The organism is Mycobacterium neumannii (genome assembly GCF_002245615.1).
In the GTDB taxonomy this organism is placed as follows: Bacteria; Actinomycetota; Actinomycetes; order Mycobacteriales; family Mycobacteriaceae; genus Mycobacterium; species Mycobacterium neumannii_A.
In genome coordinates this window covers 160,506-185,856 of sequence record NZ_NKCO01000008.1, presented here as the reverse complement: position 1 = coordinate 185,856, position 25,351 = coordinate 160,506, and the positions used below count along the sequence as shown (strand labels likewise).

Here is a 25,351-nt window from a genome sequence, read left to right as displayed (position 1 = left end):
CGAACGCCGATTCCGCACCGCGCCGTCTGCCCTCTGCGCTCTCGAGCCGTTCTGGCCGTCACGCCGCATCATCGCCTTTGACGAGTGGTGTCGCGCGCGCATCTGATTACGCGCCCACTGTCCGTCTGGTCGGCCCGCCGCGCTGACCACTTCTGAAAGCAGTCGAACCTGTGCGTTCGCTTCTGATATTCACGCTCGTCGGTGTCGGAGCGCAGCTGGTGGACGGCGCGCTGGGCATGGCGTTCGGCGTGACCGCCTCGACGCTGCTGGTGCTCAGTGGCCTCGGAGCTGCCCAGGCGAGCGCCGCGGTGCACCTGGCCGAGGTCGGCACGACGCTGGCCTCGGGTCTGTCGCACTGGCGGTTCAAGAACATCGACTGGTCGATCGTGCTGAAGCTGGGCCTGCCCGGTGCGATCGGGGCGTTCGTAGGTGCGACCGTGCTGTCGTCGCTGTCGACCGAGCATGCCGCCCCGTTGATGGCGGGGATCCTGGTCGCGATCGGAATCTACGTGCTGTTGCGGTTCTCGCTGCGCAACCCTCCGGTGATGCGGCACGGTGAGACACCGCATACCGCGAGGTTCCTCAGCCCGCTCGGGTTGTTCGGCGGGTTGATCGACGCGTCCGGTGGTGGTGGCTGGGGCCCGGTGACGACGAGCACGTTGCTGTCGCGCGGTAAGACGGCCCCGCGCACGGTGATCGGTTCGGTCAGCGCTTCGGAGTTCCTAGTGGCGGCCTCGGCCTCGGTCGGTTTCGGTATCGGGTTGCGCGAGGAGTTCGTCGAGAACCTGCCGGTGGTGCTCGGACTCGCCGTGGGCGGCGTGGTCGCCGCCCCGTTCGCCGCGTGGCTGGTGAGCCGGATCCGGCCCGCGCTGTTGGGCACGGCCGTCGGCGGTGTCATCGTGGTGACCAACAGCCAGAAGCTGGTGCATTACTTCGGTATCGAATGGCCGTGGTCGACGGGTGTTTACACGCTGATCGTAATTGGCTGGGCCGCAGCGCTTTACGTGGCGTGGCGGTACCGTCGGCCCGTGGTATCCGCGCCGGTGGCCAGCGAGGTCGAGGTGGTGCCGAGCGTTGCTCCGTAGGCCGCTGAAATGGTGTGTTAACTCAGAGGTCCATTCGCCAAGGCGGTTGGGAAGTGGAGCCAGGACTGCGGTAGCATTTCGACCTGCTGCCGGCGATCCCGGCGGCGCCGCGGGCTGTGGCGCAGTTTGGTAGCGCACTTGACTGGGGGTCAAGTGGTCGCAGGTTCAAATCCTGTCAGCCCGACAATTGTGATGTCGCAAGACATCGGAATAGCCGCGGACCTACTTTAGGTCCGCGGTTTTTTTGCGTTTGGGGCCTCTGGGGGCGCCGGTGGGTTGGTAGTCCCTGGTGGGGTCGAGGGTGAAGTCGCGCAGGGTTTGTCCGGTGGCGGCGTTGATGACGGTGATGTGGTGGTCCTGGGTGAGGATCAGGACGCGGGTTCGGTAGTGGTGGCGGCCGATGCCGATGTGGTGGAGGCGTCCGTTGACGCGCAGGGTGACGGCTCCAGCTTGGTCGACGCGGTCGGTGCGGACGCGGTTGTGGGTGTCGATGCGGGTTGCTGGGCTGGCTTTGGGGCGGCTGGTGTAGATGACTGCGGGGGTCGCGTGGTGGGGTAGGGAGCGGTGTGGGTGGCGGTGGTTGTATTCGTCGGTGAAGGCGTCGAGTTGGGTTTGTAGTTCGGCGAGGGTGGCGGCTCGGGGTTGGCGGGTGAGCCATTTTGTGAGGGGTTGTTGGAAGCGTTCGACTTTCCCGCAGGTGGTGGGGTGGTTGGGGGTGGAGTTGATTTGGTGGACGTGGAGGCGACGTAGTTCGGCTTCGAAGGCGTTGCGTCCACCTTTGGCGCCGGCGAGGCGGGTGGTGAAGACCATGCCGTTGTCGGTCAGGGTGGAGTACGGGATGCCTTGGTGGTGTACAGCTAGTGAATTCGGTGACGACGATGGTGCCGGTGATGCGGTGGTGTGCGGTGACTGAGATGGCATAGCGGGAGCAGTCGTCGAGCCAGGACAGGATTTCGGTGTCGGTGCCGCCGGCGAGGCGCCAGTGGGTGAAGTCGGCCTGCCAGCATTGGTTGGGTTGTTCGGCGGCGAAGCGGATGTAGGACGATTTCGGTCGCTTTTGTGGGGTGGGGTCGACGAGGCCGGCGGCGTGGAGGTGGCGGTTGATCGAGGCGGTGGAGACGCGCAGTTGGTGATGATGCTCAAGGTGCCAGGAGCCTTAGACACCAGCTGAAACTGGCCGACCCACCTATGCCGATGTCTTGAGACACCCTATTCCGATGTCCTGAAACACCACACTGTCAGCCCGACAATGTGATGTCTCGGGAGGCATCGGTTGACAGTCGGCTCAACGCGTCTTTATGCGAGCAATTGTCCGTTCCGCTATTAAGACCGCCGCTTATACCATTTCGGCTGGTCGCTAAAGTCCGCTCCCGCGACTCGGCGGCGGGCGTCCCTGGTGGGACACCACGCCGCCGGGGCGGGACAAGAATGCGCGACTACGGCTCCGGCTGAATGTCCTCGTCGCCGTCGGCCGCAACGGCGTCAAGATCCTCATTGCCATGGCTGCCGACGGCGGCCAGGGCCCTGGTTGTGACGCCGTTTTCGATGTTGGTCGCGGTGGCGGTGTTGTTGATGTTGTCGTTGCCGAAGAAGCTAGCCCAAGCGTCAAGGAAGGTGTTGCTTCCGCTATTGGTCCCAGTTGCGGTGTTGCCGGAGCTGTTCAAGCCGAAAGCGCCGGCGATAACCTGCAGGGTGGCCATGCTTCCACTGTTGGTGGCGGTTGCGGTGTTGTCGTTGTTGCCTTCGCCGATAACGCCAGCGGCGGCGGTTACTTGGCTATCGCTGCCGGTGTTGGTGGCGGTGGCGGTGTTGCCGGAGTTCTCGTTGCCCCCTGCCCCGATGTTCTGGCCGCCGCCGGCGAGGGCAGTGGCATCCTGACCGATAGCGCTGGCACGGTTGTCGGCGTTGTCATCGCCGAAGGAACCCGCGCTGGCCACGCTGTTATCACCGGGAGTACCCGTTTCGGTTTCGCCGGCGACGGTGGCAACGTTGTTGTTGTTGCCATTGCCGTTGGCGCCCGCATAGGCGCTGCTGTTGTCGCCGTCGACTGTGGCCCTATTGTTGTTGTTGCCGTCGCCGCCGCTGCCCGCGTAAGCCTTACTGCCATCGCCGGTCGCCCGGGCTGTGTTGTTGTTGTTGTTGTTGCCACCGATACCGCTATCGTCATCGCCGGCGGCGGCAATGCTGCCATCACCCTGAGCCTTGGCTTTGTTCTTGACTCCACCGCCCGCAGTCGCTTTGGCATTGGTGCCTTTAGCGGTGGCACTGCTGTCGTTCCCGCTGGTCACTATTGCTTCGGCGCCTGCGCCGGTGGCCCTCGCCTTGGTTTTAGTGCTGCCGATTGGGGTTTCGGCATACGCTGTGCCGCCGCCGTCTTTCTTGACCACACCGTTCTTGGAGACGTATACGTCCTTCGGCGGTTTTGGTGCCTTGGCCGCCATGGGGGCCTTTGCCGCTGATGAATCGTTCGAGACTTTGGTGCTCTTATCCGCTTTGTCCGTCTTGTTCGTCTTCGCCGAGGACGAATCGCTTGCGGCGCTCGAGCCTGTGTCCGGTTTGGCGAACGCCTCTACCGGCGTCGCGAAGAGTCCGACCCCGATCCCGAGCGCGACAGCTAACGCCCCTACGCGGCCGATGTATGTTGCATTACCCATGATGAATCCCCCAGGAGTGCGATGTGGTGTGGTGAGTAAAAAGCTGGCCTGACGGCCTCGAGAAATCGAGCGACGGGTGTTTGCAGCACATGCAGACCCCCATGCCCCCAACAATGGCCCGTTGACGATCGATTCATTAAAGCCTTCCAACGGACGTGCTCAATGTAACCGAAAGATAAATCAAACTGTCGCTTTTGTAAAAAATTTGCTCCTAGGGGCATTCGAGCAACGTTGATGGTGGGAATAAACATTACTTGTGAGGCGCGTGTTCATCCGCCAGCTACCCGCATACCAAGCGGACCAGTTCTCGAGGTAAACCCCGTAGACGGTATACAGCCTGATCGTGGTAGCCCTCCCGTTACTAAGCGACGGACTGCGCTCAACCTCCCCCACAGGGGTTGAACACGGCAGCTTTGAGCGCCTGACCCCTTTAAATTGCTTCCGAGATCAAGAAAACAATTGCTTCAGCAAGAAGATCGATCGTTTTTAGGTGCCATAAGCGGCGTACTAACAATGAGAATTGACCGGCCCACGGGGCGTCACCGCCAAGTCGCATAGCAATCTTTCAACTGCTTGACATCTTTGCTGCCGGCCTTCGACCAGCCGCTCTCACCAGCGATTCGCCACCTTCTCCGCGATCTGTCTCGCGATCCGTGCGGCTGAATCACCCGGGTTAGCGCTGCAGGTGTTCACGTCGATGATGACGTTGTTCTCCAGTGTGACTGCGTGTCCGCAGGCCCACCCCGGCGCAGCAGCTTCCTGGAGAGTCGCGACGGTACTCAGCACGTCGTCGTTGTTACTGATCGGCCCCACGGTCCACTTCGTCCCGCTCTGCGTGTGGGTGTATTCGTGGCAGACCGGCCACTGCTGCACCGATGCATCGAAGAAGGCCCGGGCCTTCTTCACGAGCGGGTACAGCACGACGGCCTGCTTCACATAGTGGGCGAACTTGTCGCCATCGTTGAGGCTCTGATCCCGCTCGGCTTGGTACCCGCTGTCGGCGTAGACCGGCGCCTCCGCCGCACCGTCGATGCCGAGGCATGCCCGCGGTTCCATCGTGGCGCTATTGTCCGACATGGTGCTCTGGGCGCTCGTGACCTCCAGGGTCTGCGAGCCCATCGCGACGTTCAACTCAGCGGGATTCAGCAGCAGTTCATCCAGCTCGCGCTCCACCAGGGGACGCGGGATCAACGTCTGGGTGGGCGTCGGCGCCACCGCGTTGCCGACCGAGCTGGCACACCCGGCGACCAGAAGACAGACAATCGCGGCACCGAGTGCCGCCGCTGGTTGGCGCATGTGTTCCTCCCCATCGCAGCCGTCTCCAACCGATCTGCGCGCGAGCGATGCCCCCAGCATCGCAGCCCGTGAAGATATGGTGCAGCAGCTTGGCCGTCGGCGTGAAGAGGGCGTGCGGTGTTTTCCGTAACGATGGACGCTGCTTCTGATAACGATTGGTGCGTCGCGCACGGGGCGAGACGCAGCCGAGGGTTGACCCCGCGCGGGGACTCAGGCTGCGGTGCGTGCCGCAGCCGTTGTCAGAGAATGGGATTCGATAGCCGGGGCGGGCTCAGTCGGATTTTTCGTCGTCGGATTTGTCCGAGTCGTCGTCGCCATCATCCGAGCCGTCGGACTCGTCGTCATCGTCATCGTCGTCGTCCTCCGATTCGTCGTCGGACTTCTCGTCGGAGTCGTCTTCATCGCTGGATCGGGGGGAGTCGTCGAGCTTGTCTGCGAATTTCGTCAGCGCCCGTGCCAGCTGGCGCGCTTCATGCGGCTCGAGAGAGTCACCGAACAACAACTCGCCATCGTCGTTGGCCCGTTCGAGGTAGACCCTGTTCTCCTTGGCCGCGACGTTCCACTGGCCGGACTCGGGCTCTGCCATCGTTGTCGCCTTTCGCAGGTGGACATTTTGGCCTCGTATACCCACCTGAATTCGCTGCCACGCAACTTACGACAGGCATTGTCCGCCAGATTGTCTCAATCGTAAGCAGGTGCTGACCGCCGGCCTTACCACAGAGATAGAAAACCCTCCCCTCACTTGAACGGATCCTGGCCTCGCGGCGATTACGCGGCCCCTGGTCGACTCGCAATCATTTCTTTCACCACCCCCACTCCGCACCGCCCCCGAGAGGATCACGACATGACCACCATCACCCGCCGCCCGACCCGTATCCAGTACGCCGCCACCCTCATCGGCGCCCTCGCCGTCTTCGTCTTCGCGCCGGCGACGGCCCACGCTGTCGACAACGAGCCCACCCCCGGCAGTGGTGGATGCACCTACACCGACGCCGACGGCTACCCCATTCCGATCGACGACGGACAGGACGTCTTCGTCGACGGCAAGCTCGTCTCCTGCCGCGGCGGCAAGATCGTCATCACCACCGCGCCGCAGCGCAACCCGGCCAGCGTGCGCCCGGCGCTGCCAGCCGGCAAGCTCCCGGTGCTCACCCGGCTGCCCTGAACCCCGCTCAATAATCGGCCCGTCACCTCACGGTGGCGGGCCGATTCAATGCGCGATCGGCATGGACGGGCACACATCCGCAGTACATTCGCCGCATGCCGAAGTGTGGCGGCGCGCTGCGCCCTGGAACGCGCAGTGGCCGGTGACGTTGCGGTCATCGGTGCGGGCCCCGGCGGGCTCGTCGCCGCGCGCTGGCTGATCGCCCAGGGATTCGAGCCGACGATCTATGAGCGCGGCGCCACCCTGGGTGGGCAGTGGACCGGGGAGCGGGGCCGCAGCGGGGTGTGGCCGGCCATGCACACCAACACAAGCCGCATCCTCACCGCGTTCAGCGACCTCGACCCCGGCCAAGGCCCCGTCTTCCCGTCCGCGCTCGAGATCCTTCGTTACCTCCGCGCTATGCCGAGACGTTCGATCTGTCACGACGAATCCGGTTCCTGACTCCGGTGACCAGCGTCCGGCACGACGACGGTCGCTGGCTGGTCGGCATCCCGGGCGAAGAAGAAAGCTACAAGTGCGTCGTCGTGGCCACCGGGCGGTTTCAGTCGCCCGTTGTCCCAGCTGTCGATGGGTTGCACGGCTTTACCCGCTCCCTCGGTGCCGTACCAACATTCGACTATCGGGATGCCACGCCCTACTGCGACAAGCGTGTCCTGGTGGCCGGATGTGCTGTCAGCGCGTTGGAGATCGCCGCCGAACTGGCCCAGCGGGGCGCACGCGCTGTGGTCACCCAGCGCCGTCAGCGCTACGTACTACCGAAATTCGCCGCGGGTGTTCCGTCCGACCACCGGATCTTCACCCGGTACCTGGCGCTGGCCGACGAGAAACTGCCTTCCGCCGAGAGCGACCGTCAACTCAAGGAGATCGTCGTCGAAGCCGGAGGAATGCCACAGCAGTACGGCGCCCCGGCACCCGATCCCTCGCTGTTCGCCGCCGGCGTCACGCTGAGCCAGCATTACCTGCCGCTGGTGGGCGAGGGCCGGATCGAGGTGCGCCCGTGGATGACATCGGTGGCCGGTACGACCGTGACCTTCGCCGACGGGCATGCCGAGCAGTTCGAAGGCATCCTGCTCGGCACCGGATTCCAACTCTCGATGCCCTTCTTGCACAACGAGATCCAAACAGTCCTCGATGCGGACGACGTTCATCTCGACACCGATCGCCATACCTTCCATCCCGACCTCCCCGGCTTGGCGTTCATGGGGATGTGGGATCAGTCCGGCGGATACTTCGTGCCGCTGGAGTTGCAGGCCCGCTGGATCGCCTACACCTGGGGCGGGACCATCCCGGCTCCGAGCGCCGCTGACCAATGCCGTGCGATCGAGGCGTACCGCTCGCGCCGAGGCCTGCCACAGAAAACGCGGATGAACCTGGCGGCGTTGGCGTTCGCCCGGGCAGCGGGGGTGGAACCGGCGGTGGAGAACTGGCGCGAACTTCGCCGCGCCTTGCTGTTCGGGCCTCTCGCGCCGAGCTGCTTTCGCCTCGAGGGCCCCGACGCGCGGGAAGACGCGCCGGCTCGGATCGCCCGCGATGCCGCCGCTTTTGGCGCGATCACCTCGCCAGCACTCACGGATCGTGAACGTGCGTACTGCGCGTTGCTCGGAACGGACCACACGTAGTACTACTCAAGCAGTGCCGCGGCCCGCGGGGCATTCTGAACGCATGTCGCTCACGAAACCCCTGTCCGGCGCCGACGAACTGGCCGCCGACACCCCGCCGACCCGCGACCGCGCCGTCGACGTCGCCCGCCTGGCCGCGCTCATCGTGGTCATGTTCGGCCACTGCGCGCTGCTGCTGGCAACCATCAACTCCGGCGGCGTCCGAATCGGCAACATCCTCGGGGAGATTCCCGCACTCATGCCGGTGACGTGGATCGTGCAGGTCATGCCCCTGTTCTTCCTCGCCGGAGGCGCAGCGGGGGCATACGGCTGGCATGCAGGCAAGTCGTGGGGCACCTGGCTGGTCGCGCGCGCGCAGCGCTTGTGCCGCCCTGTCTTCTGGTATCTCGCGGCCTGGACGGTCGGACTGCTCGCCGTGCGACTCACCCTCGGCCCGGATTCCGCCGCAGACCTCGGTCGCGAGTCCGTCGCGCTGCTGTGGTTCCTGGGCGTGTACCTGGTAGTGCTCGCCTTCGTCCCCGCTCTGACCCGGTTGTCGACGGGCCGCCAGCTCGCGGTCTTGGTGGCGGGTCTGCTGGCCGCGGCCACCGCCGTCGACACCATCCGACTCTCGGTCGGTGCTCCGATGGCCGGGGTCGCGAACTTCGTCATCGTCTGGCTCATCCCGATCGCGCTGGGCGTCGGGTACGCGCGACGGTTGATCAGCCAGCGCGTCGCGCTCGCGGTGGGGGCCGGTGCGCTCGTCGCGCAGACAGTGCTGGCGATGGTCGGGCCCTACGAGGTGTCGCTCGTCGTCACCGGAACCGAGCACCTGTCGAACGTCTCGCCGCCCACCCTGCTTCTCGCGTTGCACTGCACCTGGGTGTCCGCCGCGTTCATCGCCTGTGCACGGGCGATCCAGCGATGGGCTCAGCGCCCGCGGGTCTGGTACGTCGTCGCGGTCGGCAACGGGGGAGCGATGACGCTGTACCTCTGGCACATCGTGGCGATCGCCATCGCCGCATTCTCACTGCACGCGATCGGCCTCGATGCGTATGACGTTGACGCACCGCACTTTTGGGCACTGCTCGCACTTCGCGCCGCCGTGTTCGCTGTCGTCATGTTCGCCCTGTTCCGACTGCTCTCCCCGCTCGAGCATCGCCGCCTGCCGTGGTGGGACGCACCAGTGGGCGCCACCGGGGCACGGTCAGTCGCGGCCGGTGTGCTGATCGTGCTCGCGGGCGTGGCGATGGTGCTGCTGGCCAAGAACGGGCTGACCGGAACCTTCGGCTGGACGATGCTGGGTTGCTCTACGGCGTCGGCTGTTTCGGCGCGGGCCATGGCACGGGCCTAGGCTTGGCCCTCACCCGCTGCGGCCACCAGAACCACCGGCCGAGCAGCGCGGCGATCGACGGCGTCATGAACGCGCGGATCACCAATGTGTCGAAGAGCAGACCCATGCCGATAGTGGTGCCCATCTGCGCCACCACGGTCAACTCGCTGACCACCATCGACATCATCGTGAACGCGAACACCAGGCCTGCCGCGGTCACCACCGATCCGCTGCCACCCATGGCCCGGATGATCGCGGTATTGACGCCTGCGGGCAGTTCCTCCTTCAACCGGGCGACCAGGAGCAGGTTGTAGTCGGCGCCCACCGCCAACAGGATGATCACCGCCATGGCCATGACCATGAACTGCAATTCGATGCCCAGAATGTGCTGCCACACCAAAATCGACAGACCGAAGGACGCCCCGAGCGACAACACGACGGTGCCCACGATCACCGCGGCGGCGATGACGCTGCGCGTGATGATCAACATGATGGTGAAAATCAGCGCCAGCGCGAGGATGCCCGCGATCATCAGGTCGTAATTGTTGCCCTCTTGCATGTCCTTGAACGCCGCGGCAGTACCGCCGACGTAGATCTTGGCCCCTTCGAACGGCGTGCCCTTGATGGCCTCTTTCGCGGCCTGCTTGATCGCGTCGATGCGTTCGATACCGTCGGCGCTGAGGGGATCGCCCTCGTGCTGGACGATCATTCGCACGGCACGACCGTTGGGCGAGATGAAGTTCTCCATGCCGCGCCTGAATTCCTCGTTGTCGAAGATCTCAGGCGGCAGGTAGAACGTGTCGTCGTTCCACGAGTCGTTGAAGGCATCGCCCATCGCCGACTGGTTCTCGCTCATGGCGGCCTGCTGATCCTGCATGCCTCCTTGAGAAGCGTGCATCGTCAGCATCATGGTCCGCATGGTGCGCATCGACTCGATCTGCTCGGGCATCAGCGCCAACAGCTGCGGCATCAGCGCATCGAGTCGCTCCAGGTCCGGTATCAAGTCCTGGACATTGTCGGTCAGCTTGTTCGTGCCGTCGATGGTGTCGAAGATCGACCGTACCGTCCAGCAGACCGGGATGTTGAAACAGTGCGGTTCCCAGTAGAAGTAGTTGCGGATCGGACGCATGAAGTCGTCGAGATCAGCGATGTGATCCCGCAATTCGGCCGTGTCGGCGGCCATGGTCTTGGTCTTCTGCACCATGCTGTGCGTGGTCGCGTTCATCTCACCCATCAACGCCATCATCCGCGTCATGGTGTCGATGTTCTTCTGCATCTCGTCGGCCTGCACCAGCATGTCGGCCATGCGGTCCTGGGTGTACTTGCGGTTCAGGTCCTGGCCGACCCCGCCGAGGCTCATTTGCGCTGGGATCGTGCTGAATTCGATCGGCTTGCCGTTGGGGCGGGTGATGGTCTGGACCCGTGAGATGCCCGGCACCCGGAAGACCGCCTTGGCGATCTTGTCGATCACCAGGAAATCGGCCGAGTTGCGCAGGTCGTGATCGGTCTCGATGAGTAGCAACTCGGGATTCATGGTCGCGGGGGAGAAGTGCCGTTCGGCGGCCGCGAAGCCCTGGTTCGCCGGCAGATCGGCGGGCAGATACAGACGGTCGTTGTAGTTGGGCTGGTACCCGGGCAGCGTCAACAATCCGACCAGTGACAATGCGACGGTCGCGAGCAACACGGGCCCGGGCCATCGCACGATCGCGGCGCCGATCTTGCGCCAACCACGGATGCGCATGGCGCGCTTGGGTTCCAGCAGGCCGAAACGGGTCGCGATCGTGATGATCGCCGGGCCGAGCGTCAGCGCGACGAACACCGCCGTCGTCATACCCACCGCCAGCGGCACCCCCAGTGACTGGAAGTACGGCAGCCGGGTGAACGACAGGCAGAAGGTGGCGCCGGCGATCGTCATACCCGAGCCCAACACCACATGGGCAGTGCCGCGGAACATCGTGTGGAACGCCGACTCCCGGTCCTGACCCAGCGTGCGGGCTTCCTGGTAGCGCCCGATGAGGAAGATCGCGTAGTCGGTGGACGCCGCGATCGCGAGCGTCACAAGTAGGTTCGTCGCGAACGTCGACAGCCCGATCAGGTCGTGATACCCGAGGAAGGCCACCACACCACGCGTGGCCGCCAGCGCCAGGAAGACCATCACCAGTGTGATGAGCATGGTGCCGATCGACCGGTAGACCAGCAACAGCATCGTGATGATCACGGCGAACGTGGCGTACTCGATGATGCGGATGCTGCGGTCGCTGGCGATCTGCTGGTCGGCGACCAGGGCGGACCCGCCCGTGACGAAGACCTTCACCCCCGGTGGAGGCGGGATGCTGTCGACGATGCTCTTGACGGCTTCCACGGACTCGTTGGACAGCGCCTCGCCCATGTTGCCCGCCAGATAGGCCTGGACGTAGACGGCCTTGCCGTCGGCGCTCACGGCCGCGGCCTCTGTCAGCGGGTCGCCCCAGAAGTCCTGGACGTGCTCTACGTGCTTGTCGTCGGCTTCGAGCCTGTCGACGAGTTCGTCGTAGTAGCGGCGTGCGTCGTCGCCCAACGGCTGCTCGCCCTCGAGGACGATCATCGCCGAGCTGTCGGATTTGAACTCTTCGAAGATCTGGCCCACGCGCTGCATCGCGATCACCGACGGAGCCTCCGACGGGCTCATCGACACCGAACGCATCTGGCCGACGACCTCGAGCTGCGGCACGGTCACGTTGAGCAACGCGATCAGCGCGATCCACCCGACGATGATGGGTAGGGCAAGCCGCCGGATCCACTTGGCCAGCGCAGACCGTTCGGAATGCGCGGCGTGTTCGGTTGAAGGCGCGGTGGGAGCGCTCACCAGGAATTCACCTCGGCGGAGCTCCTCCCTAGGGGTGTTAGGACCGCCTTAGTTCCTACCAGATGTGGGCCTTGAAACGGTAGTCAGATCCGCCCTGCAGCGAACTCTGCAGCTTGGTTAACCAATCCGGCCTGGACATAGGCGACGTGTGCGCCCATGTCGCGTCCGCCCTCAAAGCAGATCGGGTCGTTCGGGACACACAGGTCGATTGTCTTGGCCGCGTAGTCGGGCCCCACCGACGGCAGCGGCCCGGGCGACAGCCGATCGGCAAAGCTGCTGCGCGGACCGCCGAACAGGGCGACCGCGGCGACGTGCGGAACAACCGTCGGCGCCATCTCGGCGGTGGCGACATCCATCACCGCGGCACCCTGAGAGTAGCCACCGAGCACCATGCGGGTGGCGGGGCAACCCGCGGCCATCGATTGCACGTGGGCACGGGTGTCCTCGGCGCCTGCACGGGTGCTCACCGCAAAGTCGCGACTGGCGGGATAGTCGACGGCGTAGACACCCACGGTCCGGTCACCCAACCGCGACCGAACCGAGTCGACGAAGGCCTGTCCGATTCCGCCCACTCCCGGCGGCTCGGTGGTCCCGCGCGCGAAGACGATCTCGACCTCCGGGCACGGGGCCGCCTGGGCAGCGGGGACACCGATCAGTGCGGACAGTGTGATCGCGACGGGCAGGAGGGCGGCGCGACCGGCGAATGTGCTCATACGGGTATTTCGCCGCGCGGAACCAAGACGTGACATCACTCCGGACGCCGTTAACGAGACGTCAACGGAGCGGACGACGGGCAAACGCACCGATGACGGGTCGCTAGGCGCCCGCACAGCTTTCAAGATGCCGAGCACGGCGAAGCAACTTATGCTCGCTTCGCCGATCTTGACTGCGCAGTGCGGGTGCGGCGGAATCCGGCCGGGAAGGCGAGGCGACATGGACACGGTGCTCGGGCTGTCGATGACATCGACCGGTATCGCCTGGGTCCTGATCGAAGGCGAGGGCGCCGACGCGAAGACGGTGGATCACGACCACTTCACCGTCGTCGCCGACCTCGCCACCGACGGCGACATCGCCGCCCACGAAGCAGCGGTGCGGGGCGCGCGGGCGATCGCGTCCGCCACCGGCCATCGGATTGACACGGTCTGCATGACGTGGAGCGCCGATGTCGGCGCGAAGGCCGAACTGCTCCGGAAATCGCTGTCCGACATGGGGTTTGCGAAGGTGGCGACGGTACGGATGACGGACGCCGCTCGAACGTGGGCCGGCACGCTCGAGTCCTCCGATGAATTCGACGACGTCCAGGTCGCGCTGGCGCGCGGTGCCGCGCTGTCCAGACCGGTACTCCGTGCTGCCGCGCCGTCCACACCGGTAGGGAAGTCGACGCGGCTGCGCTCCCGGCGCCGGTTGAGTTCGCACGGCCGGGCCGCGCTGGTCCTCGCGGTGGGCGTGATCGCGCTGTTCGTCTTCGGTCCGGAACTCGCCGGCTGGGATTCGCCGGACGCCAGGGTGGACCCGTCGGCCGAGACCGCGCCGATGACCCCGGCGGCCGCGGTGTCGGACGCCGGCCCGTCGATCAGCGTCCATGCCGTGCCGTCGGCGCCCGTCGTCCCGATCGTGGTGAAGGCGGTGATTCCGCGACCGGTACCGGCACCGGCCGCGGTCGCGTCACCCGAAGCGGTATCCGACGTCGCCACCGACAGCGCCGTCGCTCCGGAGGTCACCGCGCAACCGGCCACCGAAACGGTGGCACCGGTGGCCGACCTACATCAGGAACCGACCGCGACAGTCGTTGTGGCGCAGCCGGTTCCGGCAGCGCTCAGCCCGGCGCCGCAACCTGCTACGGCGCCGGCGGCGTTCCCGCCACCCGCGGATCCGATCCAGGCGGCGTTGAGCCCGCTGTTCGGCGGGCTGCCCTGACCTGGGCTACGGCGTCGTGGTCCAGTTCCAGATCTCAGGCTGGCTCGGCGGGTAGTTCATGCACACGTCGGTCGCGTGCGCGACGACACCCTTGTTGTTGAAGAACAGCTTGGCCCAGTTGGCCCAGCGTTGCGCCATGGTCTCGTAGAAGACGTTGGTTGCGGTGTTCTCCGAGTACTGTCGGCGACCGGCGTAGTCCAGCGAGAAGAACCAGTAGATCCGGTCGCGGGCGCCCTTCTGCACGTCGGCGGGCCGGTTTCGGTAGTCGATCATGTAACGCTCGAAGTAGAACGGATCCTGGTCGCGAACGGCGGCCATGTACTGGTCGACCGTGCAGGTGGTCCGCATGATCCGATTTGGAATCGGGTAGTCGTCGGTGGCGTCGGCGGCTGCGGTGGCCGGGAAGAGCATCGCCGCGCAACCGAAGGATGCCAGTGCGATGGTGGCTTTACGAAACACGTTGCGGCTCCTATTTTCAGCGGTGGTCACGGGCCTGGTCCAAGATCGGAAGGCGGTCGGGGCAGTAGAAGCGCAGCGCTCCGGCCAGGAACTTCCACGACTGGTCGGTACTGTTCTGACTCCTTGCCAGCTGGTTCTGGACGAACTGTGCCGAGGCGAAGGCATCCCGGTCGACACCCTTGCGTATCCGCTTGCAGGTGATCTTGCCGATCCAGGCGTTGTAGTCCTTCTGCCCGTAAATGCCGTACGTGTGCAGCTCGTTGGTGAAGTCGGTGTCGATGTCCTGCGCTTGGGCGGGTGCGGCCAGCACCAGCGCCGCCGCTGCGGCAACAACCCCACTGATCAGTCGTTTCATGACTGTGCTCCTTCCCCCCCTGACGGCGTCAGTTCCCTCGGTTTCGGCCACGGTACAGGCACTGGACGTTCTCGCACCCGCTGTGGCCACCAAAACCACTTACCCATGAGCGCCGCGATGGACGGCGTCATGAATGCCCGGATGACAAGAGTATCGAACAACAGGCCAAGTCCGATGGTCGTTCCGACTTGTCCGATCACTGTCAATTCGCTGACAGCCATCGACATCATCGTGAACGCGAACACCAGACCCGCCGATGTCACGACCGAACCGCTGCCGCCCATCGCCCGGATGATCCCGGTCCTGATGCCGGCGTGCAGCTCTTCTTTCATCCGCGACACCAGCAGCAGGTTGTAGTCCGCGCCGACCGCCAACAGGATGATGATCGCCATCGCCATGACCATCCAGTGCAACTCGATGCCCAGGATGTGCTGCCAGATCAGGATCGACAACCCGAAAGACGCGCCGAGCGAGATCACCACTGTGCCAACGATTACCGCGGCCGCAACGACGGCGCGGGTCAGCAGGAGCATGATCGTGAAGATCAGGGCGAGCGCGAGAATGGCCGCGATCATCAGGTCGAAGCTGTTGCCGTCGGACATGTCCTTGTAAACCGCGGCGGTGCCGGCCAGATAGATCGTGGAGCCTTCCAGCGGCGTGCCCTTGATGGCTTCCTTGGCGGCCTGTTTGATCGCGTCGATGCGCGCGATGCCCTCAGGGGTCATCGGGTCACCGTCGTGGGCGATGATGAAGCGCACCGACTTGCCGTCCGGAGAGATGAAGTTCTCCATGCCCTTCTTGAACTCTTCGTTGTCGAAGACCTCCGGCGGAAGGTAGAAGGAGTCGTCGTTCATCGACGCGTCGAAGGCATCACCCATGGCAGTCGAGTTCTCCTGCATGGCTGCCATCTGGTCCTGCAGACCCTTTTGCGACGAGTACATCGTCAGCATCATCGTCCGCATCGTCTTCATCGTTTCAATCATCGGCGGCATCAGCGTGACCATCTGCGGCATCAACTGGTCCAGCCGCTCCATATCGGGCAGCAGGTCCTGGATGTCGTCGGTCATCGTGTTGATCCCGTCGAGGGTGTCGAAGACCGACCGGAACGCCCAACAGATCGGGATGTTGAAGCAGTGCGGTTCCCAGTAGAAGTAGTTGCGGATCGGCCGGAAGAAGTCGTCGAAGTTGGCGATGTTGTCGCGCAGCTCGGCCACGTCGACCGTCATGTCCTTCATCTTCGTGACCATGCTGTGCGTGGTCGCGGCCATCTCCTCGGTGAGCTTGGACATCCGCTCCATGTTCGCGATGGTCTTGGACATCTCGTCGGCCTGCACCAGCATGTCGGCCATCCGGTCCTGCAGGTACTTCTGGTTCATCTGCTGGGTGGTGCCCTGCATGCTGATCTGGAACGGAATCGACGTGTGCTCGATGGGTTTCCCGTCGGGCCGGGTGATGGCCTGCACGCGCGAGATTCCGGGCACGCGGAAGATCTGCTTGGCGATCTTGTCGATGACCAGGAAGTCGGCGGAGTTGCGAAGGTCGTGATCGCTCTCGATCATCAGCAGCTCGGGATTCATTCGGGCCGGCGAGAAGTGCCGGTCGGCGGCCGCGTATCCCTGGTTGGCCGGCAGGTCGGCAGGCAGATAATTGCGGTCGTTGTAATTGGTCCGGTAACCCGGCAGCGCGAGGAGGCCGACCAGCGACAGGGCCACCGTCGCGACCAGGATCGGTCCGGGCCACCGCACGACGGCGGCGCCGACCTTGCGCCAGCCGCGCACCCGCATCGCCCGTTTGGGTTCGAGCACCTTGCCGAACCGGCTCGCGACGCTGATGATCGCCGGCCCCAACGTCAGCGACGCAATCACCGAGGTCACCATGCCGACGGCCAGCGGCACACCCATCGTCTGGAAGTACGGCAGCCGCGTGAAGCTCAGGCAGAACAGCGCGCCCGCGATCGTCAGACCGGACCCCAGCACCACGTGCGCCGTGCCGTGGAACATCGTGTAGTACGCGGTCTCTCGGTCTTCTCCGAGTCCGCGCGCCTCCTGGTAGCGACCGGTCAGGAAGATCGCGTAGTCGGTTCCCGCGGCGATCGCCAACGTCACCAACAAGTTGGTCGCGAACGGGGACAGCCCGATGATCTCGTGGTAGCCGAGGAACGCCACCATGCCGCGGGCGGCGGCCAACTGCAGAACGACCATCACCAGCGTCAGGATCACGGTGATGATCGACCGGTACACCAGCAGCAGCATCGTGATGATGACCGTGAACGTGAGGGCCTCGATGACCCGCATGCTGCGGTCGCTGGCGATGTGTTGGTCGGCTGCAAGAGCGGCGGGGCCGGTCACGAACACCTTCACGCCCGGCGGCGGCTGCATGCCCTCGACCAGGGCCTGGACCGCCTCGACCGATTCGTTGGCCAGCGCTTCGCCCTGGTTACCGGACAGGTACACCTGCACGTAGGCGGCTTTTCCGTCGCTGCTCTGCGCGCCGGAGGCGGTGAGCGGATCGCTCCAGAAGTCCTGGACGCTTTGGACGTGCTTCTTGTCGGCTTCGAGCTTGGCGACCATCTCGCCGTAGAAGGCGCGGGTGTCCTCGCCGAGCGGCTGCTCGCCCTCGATCACGATCATCGCCGAGCTGTCGGAGTCGTACTCCTGGAAGACGTGGCCGACGCGCTTCATCGCGATCATCGACGGCGCGAAGTCCGGGCTCATCGAGACCGCGCGCTCCTGGCCGACTGTTTCCAGCTGCGGCACAGTCACATTGAGTACCGCGATGACCGCGATCCAGCCCAGGATGATCGGGACCGCGAAGGTGCGGATCGTCCGCGGGATGAAGGGCCGCTTGGCCCGGCGGACGGGAGGGAAGGCGTCCGTCGGCGCCTCGTTCGTCGGTGAGGTCATGCGGATTTCACAAAGCAGAAGGTTTGGGCGTTCACGCCAGTGGAGGTTCTTTCGTCCTTGATCTCGTCATCGACGGTGATTCGGCAGGTGATGGTCTGGCCGTCTCCCTGCGCGACGATGTTGGGCGCGGCCGACGGCGCCGTGGTCTGAAGTGTCAGTGACCAGGGCAACGACGCGCCGTCGATGCGTTGCGGCCTGGCGTCGAGGTCCAGATAGTTGATGTCCGCATACGAGCCCGTACCGAAGATCTCGTATTTGATGACCTTCGGGTCGAACGGTTCGGGGTCGTCAGCGAACACCCGGGGGGTGACGATGACGCCTTCGGCGCCGAAGAAGGTCCGGATGCGGCTGACCGTGAAACCCGCGATGGTCACCACAACGATGATGACGATGGGCAGCCAGACCTTTCTCGCCTTCCGAAGCATTACTGCGTCCGCCCGATGCAACCCATATCCGCCCTCAAGTCGTATTCGTCGCTGTGCATGCGTCTGTGCGTAACTTAGCCCGTATAAGTTCTCATTGAGCCCTAGGTTAACTCAAGTCAGAGTGCTGCTGGTCACCCGCGCGTCAACGGTGTGGGCCAGGTCACGACGACTTGATTTCGAAGCGGTCCAGGTAGCGCTCGATGAACGCTTCCGCCTCGGCATGACCTCGGGTTATACCGAGCCCCCGTTCGAGAAGGACGATGCGGGCCAAGCTGGTGACGATCATAGACATGACCACGGGCGGGAACGCCTCTACGTCGGCGCCGTGGGCCTTCATCGCCGCGGCCACCACGCGCTCTTCGACGCCCCCGAACCGCTCGGCGTAGGCCGCGATCTCACTGCGGATGTCCTTGCGGTGATTGGCCAGGGCCATGAACTCCATGAAGAGCCGCGCCCCGTGGGTGCTGTTCAGGCGCCACAGCGCGTGCAGGGGTTCGTCGGCATCGGCGGCTTCACGCTGACGGGACAGGTTGGCCTCGGCGCCTTCGCGCAGCACGGCAAGGAACAAATCGTCCATGCTCGGGAAGTAGTAGTGCACCAACGCGGGCTTCACCCCGGCCCGGGCCGCCACCCTCCGGGACGTGGCTGCGGCGTAGCCCTCTTCGAGCATGACCTGGGCGGTCGCCTCGATCAGGGCCGAGCGAGCGGAAGACTCGCGTCCACCCCTTGACCGCTCGCCGACGGGGCTGCTAGACATGGCGCCAGCCTAGATGTTGGGCGATCGCCCAACAAGTGAGGGGAGCTGCGGCGATGGCGGGTCGGGTAGCAGGCAAGGTCGCGTTCGTCACCGGTGCGGCACGCGGTCAGGGACGCAGCCACGCGGTGCGGTTGGCACAGGAGGGCGCCGACGTCATCGCGGTCGACATCTGCCGCGGTTTCGAGGACTCGACTGCACCGGCGGCCACTCCCGAGGACCTCGCCGAGACCGCCGACATGGTCAAAAACCTCGACCGCCGCATCGTCACGGCCGAGGTCGACGTCCGCGACTTCGACGCGCTGAAGTCCGCCGTCGACAACGGCGTGGAACAGCTTGGTGGCCTCGACATCGTCGTGGCCAACGCCGGCATCGGCACCACCGGCGTGAAGCTGCACAAGATGTCCGAGGACCGCTTCGACGAGACGATCGACGTCAACCTCGGCGGCGTGTGGAAGACCGTCAAAGCGGCGGTTCCACATCTTCTGGCCGGCGGCCGCGGCGGATCGATCATCCTCACCAGCTCGGTCGGCGGCACCAAGGCCTACCCGCAGGTGGGCCACTACATCGCCGCCAAGCATGGTGTCGTCGGGCTGATGCGCACCTTCGCCGTCGAACTCGGAGCGCACTCGATCCGGGTCAACAGCGTGCACCCAACCCATGTCTGCACCCCGCTCTTGATGAACGAACCGACCTACCGACTGTTTCGTCCGGACCTGGAGAACCCGGGACCCGACGATCTCGCGCCGATCTGCCAGTCGTTCCATTTCCTTCCGATCCCGTGGGTGGAGCCGGTCGACATCAGCAACGCCGTGCTGTTCCTCGCCTCCGACGAAGCCCGCTACATCACCGGTGTGACTCTGCCCGTCGACGCCGGCAGCCTCCTGAAGTAGGGGAGAACCGATGACCGCTGTTGACGAGAAGGCCCACGGCAGCGCCGTTTACTACGACCCGTACCGGGTGGACATCGTCGCCGACCCGTATCCGACATATGCCCGCCTGCGGGAGGAGGCGCCGCTCTATTACAACGAGTCCTACGACTTCTGGGCGTTGTCGCGCCACGACGACGTCGAGCGGGCGCTGCTCGACTGGCAGACGTTCTCCAACAGCCGCGGCGACATCCTCGAACTCATCCAGTCGGAGTTCGAGATGCCCAAAGGCGTGATGATGATGGAGGATCCGCCGGTTCACACGAGGCTGCGCGGCCTGATGTCGCGGGTGTTCACCCCGCGCCGGATGGCCGAGCTCGAGGACCAGATCCGCCAGTACTGCGTCAACTGCCTCAATCCGTTGGTCGGCGCGGAGCGGTTCGACATCATCGCCGAGCTCGCGTCGATGATGCCGATGCGCGTCATCGGGATGCTGCTCGGCATCCCCGAATCGGAGCAGGTGACGGTGCGCGACGCCAACGACGCGAGCCTGCGCACCAAACCCGGCTCACCCATGAAAGTGGTACGCGCGGACAAGATCGCCGACGGCAGCATCTACGCCGAATACGTTGACTGGCGCGCGAAGAACCCCTCCGACGACCTGATGACCGCTCTCCTCAACGTCGAGTTCGAGGACGAGGACGGCGTGACGCGCAAGTTGACCCGCAAAGAGGTCCTGCACTACACGCAGGTGGTCGCGGGCGCAGGCAACGAGACCACCGGCCGGCTCATCGGCTGGCTGGCGAAAGTGCTCGCCGAGCACCCCGATCAGCGCCGCGAGGTGGTAGAGGACCGGTCGTTGTTACAGCGTGTGGTCGACGAGACGCTGCGGTACGAGCCGACCGGCCACAACGTGGCCCGTTTGGTCACAAGGGATCTCGAGGCCCACGGGCGGACCGTGCCGGCCGGCAGCGCGATGCTGCTGATGTTCGGCGCGGCCAACCGGGACCCGCGCCGCTACGACAATCCGGACACCTTCGACATCCATCGGGACAACATCAGCCACATCACGTTCGGCAAAGGGGTGCACTACTGCCTGGGCGCCAACCTCGCCCGATTGGAGGGCCGCGTCGCGCTCGACGAGCTGCTCAACCGCTGGCCGGAGTGGGACATCGACACCGAGACCGCGCGGCTCGCGCCGACGTCGACGGTCCGCGGCTGGGAGCGGCTCGACGTCGTATTGCCCTGAGACGGGCAGTTTTGGGACTTAACAGGTTGATCGCACGCACCTGATGCGTGCGATCAACCGGTTAAAACGGTTTTCTGCGGAGCCGGCGGTTTGCGACGGCGCCGTTTGGGGCAAGCTCGTCGCATGAGCAAGATCATTTCTCGTGCGATGGTCCTCGCCGCAGCTGCCGGCCCGATCGCGGCATTCTCGATCGCAACCGCGGCAACCGGTGCGGCGCAACCCCTCGACTGCCCGAACGGGTGGTGGGATCCGGTGGCGAACGTGTGTCGCGGTCCGGTCGCGACCGCCCCGTTGGCATGCGCACCGGGCGAGTACTGGAATCCGATCTCCAACGTGTGTCGCCCACTGGGCCAGTACTAGTCGCGATCCGGCCAGGCTGCCTGCGGTCTAGTCGAGCGCGAAATCGATGACGCCTCGGATGATCTCGCCCTCCAGCAGGTCGTCGTACGCGGTGTTGATGTCGTCGAGCCGATACCGGCGGGTGATCATCTCGTCGAGCTGAAGTAGGCCCGACTGGTAGAGGGTGGCCAGCCGGCTGATGTCGGCTCGCGGGTTGCAGGAACCGAAGACAGTGCCGACGAGGTTCTTGTTCCACAGGATGAAGTCCTGCAGCGCGATCTTCGCCGATCGTGTTGTCTGCGCCGTCATCCCGGTCAGCACGCAGGTGCCGCCCTTGCGCGTCAGCTTCAGGTAGGCGTCGACGTCCCCGCCCGCGATCAGCGACGGCGCGGCCACCACGCTGTCCGCCATGACCCCGTTGGTGAGGTCGCGGACCAGATCGAGCGCTTCTGCGACGGTCGAAACACTGTGTGTGGCACCGAACTGCAGCGCTGCCTTCTGCTTGAACTCGACGGGATCGACGGCCACGATCTGTGCGGCGCCGTTGATCCGCGCGCCTTGGATGGCCGCGGTTCCGATGCCACCGGCCCCGATCACCACGACGGTGTCACCGCCGCGCACGTTGGCGCGGTTGGCCGCCGAACCGTAGCCCGTCGGAACCGCGCAGGACAGCAGCGCGCTCGTGACGAGCGGCAGGCGCGGGTCGATCTTAACCAGCGAGTGCGCCGACACCACGGTGTGCTCGGCGAAGGCGCCGACCTTGGACAGATGGCCGAGTGGACGGCCGTCGGTGGTGTGGTGGCGAAAGGTCTGGTCGGTCGGCATGCCTGGCACCATCGTCCCGGCGCCCTCGTCGCACAGGTACTCCAGCCCGGAGGCGCACCAGCGGCACTGGCCGCACACCGCGACGAACGACATCACGACGTGGTCGCCGACCGCGAATTCGGTCACACCCTCGCCGATCTCGAGCACCCTGCCAGACCCCTCGTGGCCCCCGATCATCGGGAACATCGGCGTCAGACCGTACTGGCGGGCGATCTCGTTGGAGACCGACATGTCGCCCTTGAGGATGTGATCGTCGGAGTGACACAACCCGGCTGCGGCCATCTCGACGAGCACCTCACCCGCGCGCGGCGGGTCGAGTTCGAACTCTTCGACCGACCATAGACCGCCGACGTCGTGCAGGATCGCCGCGCGGCTCCTCATCGTGTCGGGCGGAAGGTGACCGGCAGATGGATGGGGGAGCGGAACGGCAGACCGGCGAGCCGGGTGTCGTCATCGACCTGCAACTCGAAATCCGTTGCACGGTCGAACAAACTGGTCAGCATCACCCGGGTCTCCACGCGGGCCAGGTGCATTCCCAGACAGCTGTGAAGTCCACCGGCGAACGAAGTGTGAGCACGCCGCGGGCGGTGGATGTCGAATACATTCGCGTTGTCCCAACGCTTTTCGTCGCGGTTTGCCGATCCGATACAGAGGTTGACCTGTGCGCCCTTCGGTATGGGGACACCGTGGATCTCCACGTCGCGCGTCGTGGACCTCGGAACGCTCACCAAGGGCGTCTCGAACCGCAACCCCTCCTCGAACGCGGCTCCAATCAGCTCGCGGTTGCGTTGGACCGCCTCGAGTTGGTCAGGGTGCGTCAACAGCAGATACAGCAGGTTGCCCGACGACCGGTAGGTGGTCTCCAGCCCGGCGGGAAGCAATAGTCGCAGAAACGAGATGATCGCCTCGTCGGTCAGCCGTTCGCCGTCGATCTCGGCGCCGACCAAGTCGCCGATGACGTCGTCGGTCATCCGGCGGCGCCGCTGGTCCACCTGCTCCTGGAAGTACGCGCCGAGTTCGACCGAAGCGGTCAATCCCGCCTCGATGTCTTCGGTGATCGAGATCAGTTCGAGTGAGAGGCGGCGGAACATCTCCAGATCGTCTTGCGGCAGCCCCAACAGCTCTGCGGTGACGCGGGTCGGGAACTCGAAGGTCACCGCCTTGACCAGGTCGACCTCGCCGTCGCCGATGAACTCGTCGACCAGCTTCTCGCAGATCGGGACAATCACCTCGGGTTCCCACTGGGCCAGCGCGGTCTGCCGGAATGCCTTGGCCACCAGGCTGCGGTGGTCGTGATGTTGTTTGCCGTGCATCCCGAGGATGGTCGGACCGAACACCAACTCGATGGTGCGGTGGTACACCTCCGAGCCGTAGACGTCGCTGTCGCGGAAGGCGTTGTACACGCTGTCGTAGTCGAACAGCGTCCATTCCTCCGGTGGCAGGAGCTCCGGCGGGATGTCGGTGGTGTCCATGATGGTGCCGCGCCACACCGGCTCCGTCGTGCGCATGCGCTCGAAGAAACCGTAGGGATCGCTGGCCACATCGGGAGCGGTCTGGTCATCCGAACGGGTGCTGATCGTCACCTTGCCTCCCGGCAGCGGGGTTGGCGCTCTACCCGCCCATCTTTACTATTTTAGGGAATCTAGGTCAAGGTAAGCGCAGGGCGGCGGAGCCACCGAAATCACGTATTGGCGCGGCGTTGTGCCTCGAGGGGGACGACGGGCGGACGGGCCGACGGTCCGCGCGTGATCGCATGCAACCTGATCTCCGGCACGTCCACCGCCGGGTCGACGGTGTCGAGCCAGGCGACGGCGTCGGCCACATCCGCTGTCCGGATCGCGTACATCTCGAACGGCACGTCCTGAAGCATCTCGGTCTCGACGGGCCCGGGAGTGACGACGTGCACATTGATTCCGTCGCGGTCGACCTCCTGCGCCAGCGCGCCGGCGAAAGCGTTCATACCCGCCTTCGCCGCCGAGTAGGCGGTGCGGGCGCGCATCGGCTCATGCGCCGCCGACGAGGAGATGAACACGAACCGGGCGCCGGCCCGCATCCGTGGCAGCGCCGCCGACGTCACCACGAAGCAGGAGTCCAGGTTCGCCGATATCGTCGCGCGCCACTGCTCGAAAGTCTGTTTGCGGGCGTAGGTTCCACCGAGGATCCCCGAGGCGTGCACGAGCAGGTCGATGGTGCCTGCCGCCTCGACGGCGGGGGCGAACCCCGACGGCAGGCTCGCGTCGGCGACGACGTAGCGCGCGCCCATCTCCTCGGCGGCGGCCCGTAGCGGCGCCTCCCGCCGTGCCGTCAACACCACGTCGTAACCGAGTTCGGCGAGCTTGCGCCCGCACGCCTTGCCAATTCCACCGCTACCGCCGGTGATCAAAGCCGTTCGCACGCATTGCCTTTCAAGCTGTCTAACGCTTCCGCTGCGCGAGCGCCTGCGGTGACAGTGCGACGATCCGTTGTTCGGGATTTCCTGCCAACAGGTAGGTCTGAGTGTCGGCGACGTGCTTCGCGGCCAGCTTTCGTGCGCGTTCGCCGTCGCCCGCCTCGATCGCGTCGGCGATCTTGGTGTGGACGGTCAACGCGATGCGGCGCTTGTTCATCGCCGGGTACTCGCCTTTGGCGGCGCTGTCTTCGGCCCACCAGTTCAGGTGCCCGGTCCATAGTGTCTCCAGGCTGCCGACGACCGCGATCATCGTGTGGTTACCGCAACCGCGGGCGATCTCGTCGTGGAACTGCCCGCCGATCTCGGTGAATCGCGCTCCGTCGTCGATGTGTTCGGCCATCGCCGCATTGAGGTTCCTGAGTTTGGGGATGAGCGTCTTACCGCGGTCGGGTCTGCGCGCGGCGAGCGCCGCACACATCGGATCGAGTTCCTGTAGCGCCGTGCCGAGGTCGGCGAGCGGCACGTAGTCACTCTGCAGCAGCAGGCCCAGCATGTAGGCGGCGCTGGCTTTGGCGGGCGCGTGCACGACCGCTCCGCCACGGTTGCCTCGACGCACCGAGACGAGGCCTTCAGTCTCGAGAATTCGCAAGGCTTCTCGTAACGACACCAGGCTCACGCTGAACTGCTCGACGAGCACTTCCTGACGAGGCAGCAGGTCACCGTCGTTGAGCTCACCCTCGATGATCTGGCGGCGCAGCTCGTCGGCGACGATCTCCGCTGTGCGGCGCGCCCCGAGGCGGCGACGTGCCTCGGGCCCGATTCCCAGTGTTGTCATATCTTAGCAATATTAACAGTGATAGCCCGGCCACCTGCAGCGTTGCCTTGCCATGC

General features: G+C 65.1%; 22 protein-coding genes, 1 tRNA gene and 2 pseudogenes. 9 read left to right on the top strand and 16 right to left on the bottom strand.

All coding sequences use genetic code 11. From position 1 onward, the window contains the following. Positions 1-170 precede the first annotated feature (170 nt). Both CEX88_RS12355 and CEX88_RS12350 read left to right on the top strand, forming a co-directional pair. Positions 171-1,085 carry a sulfite exporter TauE/SafE family protein gene (locus CEX88_RS12355; RefSeq protein WP_094293684.1) on the top strand — a complete coding sequence of 305 codons (915 nt, stop codon included), beginning with the start codon at positions 171-173 and terminating at the stop codon, positions 1,083-1,085. Between the two features lie 110 nt (positions 1,086-1,195). Then, positions 1,196-1,269 (top strand) — tRNA-Pro (locus CEX88_RS12350). Positions 1,270-1,307: 38 nt separating this feature from the next. Here CEX88_RS12350 and CEX88_RS12345 read toward each other — a convergent pair. The 5 genes and pseudogenes from CEX88_RS12345 to CEX88_RS12325 all read right to left on the bottom strand — a co-directional run bounded on the left by CEX88_RS12345 (position 1,308) and on the right by CEX88_RS12325 (position 5,621). Then, positions 1,308-1,895 carry an integrase core domain-containing protein gene (locus CEX88_RS12345; protein ID WP_202931470.1) on the bottom strand — a complete coding sequence of 196 codons (588 nt, stop codon included), beginning with the start codon at positions 1,893-1,895 and terminating at the stop codon, positions 1,308-1,310. A 46-nt stretch (positions 1,896-1,941) separates the two neighbouring features. After that, positions 1,942-2,121: pseudogene (locus CEX88_RS26605) on the bottom strand (DDE-type integrase/transposase/recombinase); the annotation flags it as partial. A gap of 400 nt (positions 2,122-2,521) precedes the next feature. Continuing rightward, positions 2,522-3,739 (bottom strand): hypothetical protein, encoded by a 1,218-nt coding sequence (locus tag CEX88_RS12340; protein WP_126315863.1) that lies wholly within the window; start codon positions 3,737-3,739, stop codon positions 2,522-2,524. Between the two features lie 609 nt (positions 3,740-4,348). Continuing rightward, positions 4,349-5,035, bottom strand: coding sequence for a sensor domain-containing protein (locus tag CEX88_RS12330; protein WP_066844132.1), 687 nt, complete (start codon positions 5,033-5,035; stop codon positions 4,349-4,351). A 271-nt stretch (positions 5,036-5,306) separates the two neighbouring features. Continuing rightward, positions 5,307-5,621 (bottom strand): hypothetical protein, encoded by a 315-nt coding sequence (locus CEX88_RS12325; protein ID WP_066844130.1) that lies wholly within the window; start codon positions 5,619-5,621, stop codon positions 5,307-5,309. 258 nt (positions 5,622-5,879) lie between these two features. Here CEX88_RS12325 and CEX88_RS12320 point away from each other — a divergent pair, with 258 nt between their 5' ends. The 3 genes and pseudogenes from CEX88_RS12320 to CEX88_RS12310 all read left to right on the top strand — a co-directional run bounded on the left by CEX88_RS12320 (position 5,880) and on the right by CEX88_RS12310 (position 9,152). Next, on the top strand, positions 5,880-6,200 hold the full coding sequence (locus tag CEX88_RS12320) for a hypothetical protein (RefSeq protein ID WP_066844127.1): 321 nt from the start codon (positions 5,880-5,882) through the stop codon (positions 6,198-6,200). Between the two features lie 48 nt (positions 6,201-6,248). After that, positions 6,249-7,819: pseudogene (locus CEX88_RS12315) on the top strand (flavin-containing monooxygenase). A 43-nt stretch (positions 7,820-7,862) separates the two neighbouring features. Beyond that, on the top strand, positions 7,863-9,152 hold the full coding sequence (locus tag CEX88_RS12310; protein ID WP_094293681.1) for an acyltransferase family protein: 1,290 nt from the start codon (positions 7,863-7,865) through the stop codon (positions 9,150-9,152). Here the strand turns inward: CEX88_RS12310 and CEX88_RS12305 are convergent. Beyond that, complete coding sequence (locus CEX88_RS12305) at positions 9,109-11,976, bottom strand: MMPL/RND family transporter (protein ID WP_094293680.1); 2,868 nt, start codon at positions 11,974-11,976, stop codon at positions 9,109-9,111. The genes CEX88_RS12310 and CEX88_RS12305 overlap by 44 nt on opposite strands. Positions 11,977-12,059: 83 nt before the next feature. Beyond that, positions 12,060-12,689 (bottom strand): cutinase family protein, encoded by a 630-nt coding sequence (locus CEX88_RS12300; protein ID WP_094293679.1) that lies wholly within the window; start codon positions 12,687-12,689, stop codon positions 12,060-12,062. A gap of 220 nt (positions 12,690-12,909) precedes the next feature. On the opposite strand from CEX88_RS12300, the gene CEX88_RS12295 reads away from it, so the two are divergent. Next, the gene (locus CEX88_RS12295; protein WP_094293678.1) at positions 12,910-13,893 is read left to right on the top strand and encodes a DUF7159 family protein; all 984 of its coding nucleotides are present in this window, start codon (positions 12,910-12,912) and stop codon (positions 13,891-13,893) included. A gap of 6 nt (positions 13,894-13,899) precedes the next feature. Here the strand turns inward: CEX88_RS12295 and CEX88_RS12290 are convergent, their stop codons facing one another. From CEX88_RS12290 to CEX88_RS12270, 5 genes are all read right to left on the bottom strand, one after another. Further along, positions 13,900-14,304, bottom strand: a complete 405-nt coding sequence (locus CEX88_RS12290) for a DUF5078 domain-containing protein (protein WP_094293707.1) — start codon at positions 14,302-14,304, stop codon at positions 13,900-13,902. 64 nt (positions 14,305-14,368) lie between these two features. Continuing rightward, positions 14,369-14,707, bottom strand: a complete 339-nt coding sequence (locus CEX88_RS12285; protein WP_066844109.1) for a DUF732 domain-containing protein — start codon at positions 14,705-14,707, stop codon at positions 14,369-14,371. After that, positions 14,704-17,610 carry an MMPL/RND family transporter gene (locus CEX88_RS12280; RefSeq protein ID WP_066844105.1) on the bottom strand — a complete coding sequence of 969 codons (2,907 nt, stop codon included), beginning with the start codon at positions 17,608-17,610 and terminating at the stop codon, positions 14,704-14,706. The genes CEX88_RS12285 and CEX88_RS12280 overlap by 4 nt, the downstream gene beginning before the upstream one ends. Continuing rightward, the gene (locus CEX88_RS12275; RefSeq protein ID WP_064396475.1) at positions 17,607-18,035 is read right to left on the bottom strand and encodes an MmpS family transport accessory protein; all 429 of its coding nucleotides are present in this window, start codon (positions 18,033-18,035) and stop codon (positions 17,607-17,609) included. Before CEX88_RS12275 ends, CEX88_RS12280 begins: the two co-directional genes overlap by 4 nt. A gap of 160 nt (positions 18,036-18,195) precedes the next feature. After that, entirely contained in the window at positions 18,196-18,705 is a 510-nt protein-coding gene (locus tag CEX88_RS12270) for a TetR/AcrR family transcriptional regulator (protein ID WP_066844102.1), read from the bottom strand. A 140-nt stretch (positions 18,706-18,845) separates the two neighbouring features. Here CEX88_RS12270 and CEX88_RS12265 point away from each other — a divergent pair, with 140 nt between their 5' ends. The 3 genes from CEX88_RS12265 (at position 18,846) to CEX88_RS12255 (ending at position 21,267) form a co-directional block, all read left to right on the top strand. Beyond that, positions 18,846-19,682 carry a mycofactocin-coupled SDR family oxidoreductase gene (locus tag CEX88_RS12265; RefSeq protein WP_094293677.1) on the top strand — a complete coding sequence of 279 codons (837 nt, stop codon included), beginning with the start codon at positions 18,846-18,848 and terminating at the stop codon, positions 19,680-19,682. Positions 19,683-19,692: 10 nt separating this feature from the next. Then, the gene (locus CEX88_RS12260) at positions 19,693-20,907 is read left to right on the top strand and encodes a cytochrome P450 (protein WP_094293676.1); all 1,215 of its coding nucleotides are present in this window, start codon (positions 19,693-19,695) and stop codon (positions 20,905-20,907) included. Positions 20,908-21,030: 123 nt separating this feature from the next. Next, positions 21,031-21,267 carry a hypothetical protein gene (locus tag CEX88_RS12255; RefSeq protein ID WP_066844094.1) on the top strand — a complete coding sequence of 79 codons (237 nt, stop codon included), beginning with the start codon at positions 21,031-21,033 and terminating at the stop codon, positions 21,265-21,267. A gap of 27 nt (positions 21,268-21,294) precedes the next feature. On the opposite strand, the gene CEX88_RS12250 is transcribed toward CEX88_RS12255, so the two are convergent. From CEX88_RS12250 to CEX88_RS12235, 4 genes are all read right to left on the bottom strand, one after another. Further along, positions 21,295-22,452 carry a Zn-dependent alcohol dehydrogenase gene (locus tag CEX88_RS12250; protein WP_094293675.1) on the bottom strand — a complete coding sequence of 386 codons (1,158 nt, stop codon included), beginning with the start codon at positions 22,450-22,452 and terminating at the stop codon, positions 21,295-21,297. Further along, positions 22,449-23,654: a cytochrome P450 gene (locus CEX88_RS12245; protein ID WP_420799212.1), complete on the bottom strand. Its 1,206-nt coding sequence runs from the start codon at positions 23,652-23,654 to the stop codon at positions 22,449-22,451. Before CEX88_RS12245 ends, CEX88_RS12250 begins: the two co-directional genes overlap by 4 nt. A gap of 98 nt (positions 23,655-23,752) precedes the next feature. Then, complete coding sequence (locus CEX88_RS12240) at positions 23,753-24,466, bottom strand: SDR family oxidoreductase (RefSeq protein ID WP_094293674.1); 714 nt, start codon at positions 24,464-24,466, stop codon at positions 23,753-23,755. A 19-nt stretch (positions 24,467-24,485) separates the two neighbouring features. Further along, positions 24,486-25,295 (bottom strand): FadR/GntR family transcriptional regulator, encoded by an 810-nt coding sequence (locus CEX88_RS12235; protein ID WP_094293673.1) that lies wholly within the window; start codon positions 25,293-25,295, stop codon positions 24,486-24,488. Positions 25,296-25,351: the final 56 nt, after the last annotated feature.